7 protein-coding genes are annotated in these 6838 nt (G+C 41.4%); 4 read left to right on the top strand and 3 right to left on the bottom strand.

Going from position 1 to position 6838, the window contains the following annotated elements; all coding sequences use genetic code 11:
- On the bottom strand, positions 1-1679 hold a 1679-nt coding region (locus tag ACEW80_RS21195), incomplete at its 3' end, for an AAA family ATPase (protein ID WP_373528484.1).
- Between the two features lie 312 nt (positions 1680-1991).
- Between ACEW80_RS21195 and ACEW80_RS21190 the strand changes: the two genes are divergently transcribed.
- Both ACEW80_RS21190 and ACEW80_RS21185 read left to right on the top strand, forming a co-directional pair.
- Positions 1992-2747 (top strand): ParA family protein, encoded by a 756-nt coding sequence (locus ACEW80_RS21190; protein ID WP_292697014.1) that lies wholly within the window; start codon positions 1992-1994, stop codon positions 2745-2747.
- Positions 2744-3697 carry a ParB/RepB/Spo0J family partition protein gene (locus tag ACEW80_RS21185; protein ID WP_373528483.1) on the top strand — a complete coding sequence of 318 codons (954 nt, stop codon included), beginning with the start codon at positions 2744-2746 and terminating at the stop codon, positions 3695-3697. The genes ACEW80_RS21190 and ACEW80_RS21185 overlap by 4 nt, the downstream gene beginning before the upstream one ends.
- A gap of 198 nt (positions 3698-3895) precedes the next feature.
- Here the strand turns inward: ACEW80_RS21185 and ACEW80_RS21180 are convergent, their stop codons facing one another.
- Together ACEW80_RS21180 and ACEW80_RS21175 are read right to left on the bottom strand one after the other, a co-directional pair.
- Entirely contained in the window at positions 3896-4420 is a 525-nt protein-coding gene (locus ACEW80_RS21180) for a sigma-70 family RNA polymerase sigma factor (protein ID WP_373528482.1), read from the bottom strand.
- Between the two features lie 122 nt (positions 4421-4542).
- Positions 4543-4695, bottom strand: a complete 153-nt coding sequence (locus tag ACEW80_RS21175) for a sigma-70 factor domain-containing protein (protein WP_335068072.1) — start codon at positions 4693-4695, stop codon at positions 4543-4545.
- A 525-nt stretch (positions 4696-5220) separates the two neighbouring features.
- Between ACEW80_RS21175 and ACEW80_RS21170 the strand changes: the two genes are divergently transcribed.
- Both ACEW80_RS21170 and ACEW80_RS21165 read left to right on the top strand, forming a co-directional pair.
- Positions 5221-6180, top strand: a complete 960-nt coding sequence (locus ACEW80_RS21170) for a ParM/StbA family protein (protein WP_373528481.1) — start codon at positions 5221-5223, stop codon at positions 6178-6180.
- Between the two features lie 10 nt (positions 6181-6190).
- Complete coding sequence (locus ACEW80_RS21165) at positions 6191-6481, top strand: hypothetical protein (RefSeq protein WP_373528480.1); 291 nt, start codon at positions 6191-6193, stop codon at positions 6479-6481.
- The last annotated feature ends 357 nt before the right edge of the window (positions 6482-6838 follow it).

Below are 6838 nucleotides of genomic sequence, written 5' to 3'. Positions count from 1 at the left end.
GGAATCAAATCGGTAATCAACTCGCAGATTGCCTGTACACCATGTTCGGGCTGATGTCCGCCGCCGTGCCAAATACAGTCGGATATGGGATTATCAGATATAGGCTCAATTGTGGGATAAATTCCTCGATTAATTTGGTGGGCGGCGGTGATAATTGCGCTCTGTTGGGCTTGGCGAAATACCTGGGTCAACCGCACCACGGGAACTCGCCCCGAATTGATCAGGTCAGCGAGTATTTGACCTGGCCCCACAGATGCTAACTGGTCAATGTCACCTACCAACAACAGTAGAGCGCCAGCTAATACTGCTTTAACCAAGGAGTAAGCCAGAAACAAATCAAGCATCGATGCTTCATCAACGATAATTGCTGTATGGGGTAAAGGATTCTCACTGTCACATTTAAATCCTCTTGTCCGGGGGTCAAATTCCAACAAGCGATGAATAGTCTTTGCTTCAAGTCCAGTCATTTCACCCAAGCGTTGAGCAGCCCGTCCAGTTGGTGCAGCTAGAGCAATAGATTTACCCATCGCTTTCCATAAACTAACTATGGTGTGGGTAGTGAAAGTTTTTCCAACGCCAGGCCCACCAGTCAAAATCATGATTTTGGAATAAGCTGCTGTTTCTACAGCTTGGCGTTGCTGTTGTGAAAGCTGAATTTTACGGCTGGCTGTAAAGCGGTCAATCCAATCATGCACACGCTCAATGTCAGTGCCAACAGGTTTTTCCAAGCGTTGGCGTATAAGTTGAGCTAAATTCTGTTCTGTATGAAAGTAAGTCGGCTTGTAGCAAAGTAGTGTTTTCTCTTCATCCCACTCTCTAATCAGGTCGTCCGCGAGAGCCATATCTTTAATAATGATCGTGACCGCTTCTTCTGTGGCCTGGTGAGATTCGGTAGTCAGCAGTTTGATTACCGACTCAATCAGTTGGCTCTGTGGTAGGTAACAATGACCATCTTCGGCGGCTTCACTTAGGCAGTGGATAATCCCCGCACGGTAACGAAATTCTGAGTCAGGGGCAATTCCGATATTCCGTGCAATCTTGTCAGCAGTTAGGAAACCAATACCGTAGATGTCGGCTGCCAACTGGTAAGGATTATGGGTTACTCTAGCGATCGCTTCATCCTTATATTGCTTGTAAATCTTCACAGCATAAGTGGTAGAAACGCCATGCCCCTGGAGAAACACCATCACTTCTTTGATCGCTTTCTGAGTTGACCAGGCGTTTTTGATGAGAGTGATCCGCTTTTTGGCGATACCCTGGACTTCAATCAGTCGTTCAATCTGGTTTTCGATGATGTCCAGGGTTTCTAGCCCGAAGTGACCAACAATCCGTCTTGCTGTGACTGGGCCAACACCTTTAATCAGCCCACTACCCAAGTATTTTTCAATTCCAGTGAGAGTAGCTGGTTTGGTTTCTTTGTAGTTGACTACTTGGAACTGTGGCCCAAACTGAGGATGATCACGCCAGAAACCAGTTAACTGCAAAGTTTGCCCCGGCTGGATATTAGCGAAGCTGCCGACGATTGTTGTGAGGTCGGTGCTACGGGGGCGGGTCAGTCGTGCCACGGTATAGCCTGATTCAGCAGAGTAAAAAGTTAGGCGTTCTACGACTCCGGTGATTGTTTCGTGTTGAGGAAAGGCGTTTATTTGTTGAGGAGAAAGATTAGGAGGAGTGGACATTGCTTATGATCAGATGCCGCACATTATTATAATACTGGGAGTTTAGCTATTCTAGTACATAAATACTAAATTAGATATTCAATATTAGTGTCATTAAAAACTCACCCTAGTTCAAGCTTAAAAGCCGGGGCAGTGGGGCTGACACCAGATAAACCATTGCTTGGAGACTGAAAAAGTTAGCAATAATAATAGAAAGGGCAAAATCATAGTTGAAATGTTAAAGTTCGGTCTACTGAATGTAAGTTTCTTTTGCCAGTATGTGACTGATACCGATATTGTTAAGTTGATGTCTTTATTATTTCTGTTCAGTTAATGAGCAAAGTCATTGCAGTTTTTAATCAGTCGGGTGGTGTCAGCAAAACTACTCTGACAATGAATTTAGGCTACCATTTGGCTCAAAGTCAGCAAAGCGTTTTATTAGTGGATATGGACCCCCAGGCTTCACTAACTACTTTTATGGGATTAGAGCCATCTGAACTAGGTAAGACAGTTTATGAAGCTATTCTGGGAGAAGAACCATTACCAATTCATCAGAATATACATGGTATGGATATGGCCCCCGCGAACATCAACTTAAGTGGCGCAGAATTAGAACTTGTTGTCGCAGATATGCGAGATATTCGACTAAAGGAGGCTCTTGAACCAGTTATCGCACAATACCAATTCATTTTAATTGATTGTCCACCAAGTCTCGGTATTCTTAGCTATATTAGCTTGGTGGCAGCCACACACGTACTCATTCCTATTCAAACTGAATATAAAGCTCTAAAAGGAACAGAACTATTGTTAACAACGATTGCGCGTGTCCGTTCTCGGGCAAATCGAAAATTACAGATTGCTGGAGTAGTTCCAACCATGTACGATAACCGAACTGGACAAGGCTCCCAAAGCTTACAGTCAATTACTAATTCTCTATCTAAGATTGGTACCATTTATCCAGCTATTCCTCGATCCGTAGCTTTTGCTGATGCAGCCCAAGAGCATATACCGTTAGCACTTTACAATTCTAAGCATCCATCTGTCACTATTCTCAAACAGATTGCTCAAAGTTTGGAGACGTTGCCATGAGTCTGAAGAAGCGTGTTAGCCAACCTTATGAAATTAAAGGAGTCGATGCTTTATTTGGAGTTGAAGAACCAGTAGACAATAGTAGCGCTGCTTTCCTTATCCCAATAGAACAAATAGTTTTACCACATCAACAACCTCGTCGCTACTTTGCTCCTCAAGCCATGCATGAGTTAGTAGAGTCAATTAAACAGCATGGAATTCTTCAGCCCCTTCTCGTCCGTCCTCAAAAGGATGGGAAATATGAACTAGTTGCAGGAGAACGTCGTTTCCAAGGGGCTAAAACTGCTCAATTAGAGTTTATACCTGCTGTTATTAGGGAAATGACAGATGTTGAAGCACTTGAACTAGCACTCTCGGAAAATCTCCAAAGAGAGGACTTAAACCCAATTGAGGAAACAGAGAGTATTGTTGCTCTCTTAGGATTAAAACTTAATCAAACCACAGAATCAATAGTTGCTTTACTTCAATCAGCAGCTCATCCAGAACGAGAGGCTGTGGATAACGTTATCCACAGCCAAGAATGGCAGTCTCTACTTGAGGTATTTAACACAATCGGAAAGTTTTCCCCCGAAAGTTTTAGAACCAATCGTCTCCCATTATTAAAACTTCCTATAGATGTTATGGAAGCTCTCCGGTCAGGAGTAATCGAGTATACTAAAGCCAAAGTGATTGCGCGGATTAAGGATGAAGCCCTACGTAAATCATTACTATCTGATGCAATTCAAAGTAATTTATCTTTAAGTCAAATTAAAGAGCGTCTTGCTGAGATTCAAGCAAACACGCCTGCAAATACAGATAAAAAATCATCTTCTTTAAAAAAGAAGATAGATGAAGCCTACAGTAAAGTAAAAAAATCAAAGGTTTGGGATAATCCCAATCAGCACAAGCGATTACAAAAAATATTAGTAGAACTTGAAGCTTTATTAGTTGAAAACAGCGATGATAACTGAAACAACATTTATCAACAGCGATTCCTTTTCCTTGGACATAAACAGTTTTCAACTGGCCAAATAATCTTTAATTTTGTCTCGCTCACCTCATAAAGCTTTGATACCTTGTCCATGAGCAGAGCGTACCTTGGAATGACTGAGATTAAGTTTTTGTGCAACCTGTTTTGCAGTCAACTTGTCCTCGCCCGACAACCCAAACTATAACATTAAGACTTGCCGTTGATTTGGTTTCAAGGTAGCTAATAAATCCAGTAAATCTGACCGGAGACATTCTAGAGCAACATACTCTTGTGCAGAGATTCTTTCGTCGGGTAATATCTCTTGCAGTTGGTTTTCTTGGTTTTCTCCAATTCCTAACTCCAAAGAAACTAGCGGACGAAATGCGTTTAGGCATTCGGAAACTTGTTTAGGTAATGCGTCAATAGCTTCAGCGATTTTTATAATAGTGGGTGTTCTTCCCAAGGTTTGAAAAAGTTCAATGTGTGCTTTTTTGATTTGCATCAATCTTTTGGTCAAGTCATGGGGTAGGCGAATAGTGTGAGATTGTTCTGCAACTGCTCTGGTAATTGCTTGCCGAATCCACCAGTATGCATAAGTAGAGAATTTATAGCCCCGATTCGGCTCAAATTTTTCTACCGCTTTCTGTAAACCTATTGCTCCCTCTTGAATCAGATCCAGAAATTCCGGCTTACTCCAATGATACTTTTTAGCTATAGCAACCACTAACCGGAGATTGGCAGTAATCTTTTTTTGTTTAGCTAGTTGACCTTGTTCAAGGATTTGGGTTAATTATGTTTCTGTTTTCTTCGCCTCGGCAGCAAGTTCAGCCATAGTTGGAGAAGGCTTTAGCCGTTGCATGAGAAGATTATTTTGCTCATCTTGTGCCAGCATAGCTTTACTTGTCGTGCATAGAAAATTTCTTGTTCCGGCAATAGCCTCTCGAAGCGACCAATTTCTCGTAGGTAAATTCCAAGTGGATCAGAGCTTTGGCTAGACATCTTGCAAGGAAATAAATTGCTAACAAAGACATTGATAGTAGAGTATAAATCAAAGAGTCAACCATCTAAATTAATTTCTGCTGCATTGATAAAAAAGATTTCAAAAAATCTTATTGGGGGCTACATGGGGGCTATATATACCCCAACAATAGTTCAGGATTTTGGGGACATTTTGACCCCTATATAGGGTGCATATAGGTGCTAAATGGGGTATATTTGACTGGCTAACATTTTGTACCCCACTTAGCCCCCAAGGGGTTATGATAAACTCTTGAGTCTGGGGAAAAAAAGGCTCTTGAGCAGGGGAGCAAGAGAAAATTGTTTGCATTAACAATTATAGTTATCGGTGTAAGAAAAACTAATTATTCTGCTGAAGGTCAGAGTTCTCCATTTTGAACAGTAAATAGTAAACACTAAGAACTGTTTTAATTCTCTCCTCTGCTCCCCTGCCCCTCTGCCCCTCTGCTCCCCCAAATTACCTGAACAGATAATTTTCACAAATCAAAGTCTATTACCTTTGTCTTTATGTCAAACATTCACACGTTACAAAAAATTTTTCCTGCGGGTTTCGATAACGGTTACGGAAGTCTCAAACTTTTAGTCGAAGGATTTGAAGTAGTTCGTGTGCCGAGCTATATAACCAATGCCGAGATGGAAGATGTGCCAGGGCGTGTAGTTTTTAACGGTAGTGCTTATACAGTTGGAGAGTCTGCTTACCGGACAGGGAATTATTTTGACCGGAATACCGATAATAATGAAAACAAAGTCAACAACGCATTATTGACTTTATTGGGTGCATTGGCACATCTACCACACCGTAAGGCTTGGCACTTAAAATTAGTTGTCAGTTTACATGATGTTGCTCTAGCATCAGAACTACAAAAAGTACTCAATGGAGAATATCAGCCAATACTTGCTGGCAAACAATCAGACGTGAAAGTAGAAGTGCTGAAAGTTGTACTAGAGGGTATGGGTGCATTATTTGGGCATCCACTACCCAAAAAATTAACCATTTTAGACTTTGGCAATGGTACGACCCTGTATTCTCGTTACAACCGGGGTCAGCGCGAAGTTCACAGTGCCTACCCTATAGGTGTAGAAGTTCTCATTGATGATATCTGCCAAAAAATGAAACATCTAAATGGCGGAAAAATTGGGGATGCCTCCAAAATTCGATTTTGTCTAGAGATGGGGCATACCAAGTACAACCGCGATATCGATATCAAAGATATATACAGTGCAAGTTTAAAAGATTGGTATGAAAAATACTTGAAGAAAGTGGTGAATCTGACACTTGATGCCAAGCACCAGGGGGATGAAATCTGGGCGATTGGTGGAGGCTGCCTCTTACCAGGATTTAAGAAGCTGTTGGAGAAAAACGGCTTCAAAATCCTGGACAATCCGGTAGAAGCCAATGTCTCTGGGCTTTTAGAGATGGCAAAAACTATGACCAGCAAGAACCCAACTACTACATCTCTTAAGTAAAGTTATTACAATGACAGATAAAAAAGACTTAGCACCGGAAAAAGTTCGCCTCAAAGATAATTACCGAGAGCGCATATTTGCAGAATCGCAAAAACTAGATAAAAGCTACCTGGACACGCTTTACTTTATAGTTGATTGCTATTTTGTTTTCATCAAGGCTGGATTACCTGCACAACTTTTAGCTGACACACCGATTAATACTGAAGATAACCAACTCACGTCTTGGACTCCAACTCCATTTGCAGAGGAGAAAGAAGAAGATTCTTCAGGGGAAACATTCAGCCTTGATTTTGATTTGTAACCGTCAAAGGAAGTTGGCAACGTAGTAGTCACGGTATCAATTTGATACATTTTGAGCGATATCCGTTCCTCAGCTCCCTCTGAAAAATCACCACTCAACGCCGGCGATCGCTGCCCTTGACATATCTACCTTGCCTTTATCTGTAGGCATATATCATAAATGTAGCTATTTGACAAGACATTTGTTATACTTGTTTACATGAACAATGATTTAGACTTCAAATCTCCTGAGCTATTTGGTTCTGTTGTTTTCAGACCTGATTTTAATAGCTTTAAGACTATCAATGCTTCCCAAGCTTGGTCTTTATTCTTTACAGGTGGTAGAGAAGACAAAAAACTAGATTCTAACCCTCGAATA

The organism is Nostoc sp., assembly GCF_041747015.1.
Lineage (GTDB): Bacteria > Cyanobacteriota > Cyanobacteriia > Cyanobacteriales > Nostocaceae > Nostoc.
The sequence above is the reverse complement of the archived record's forward strand: the minus strand, read 5'-3'. Positions and strand labels throughout refer to the sequence as shown.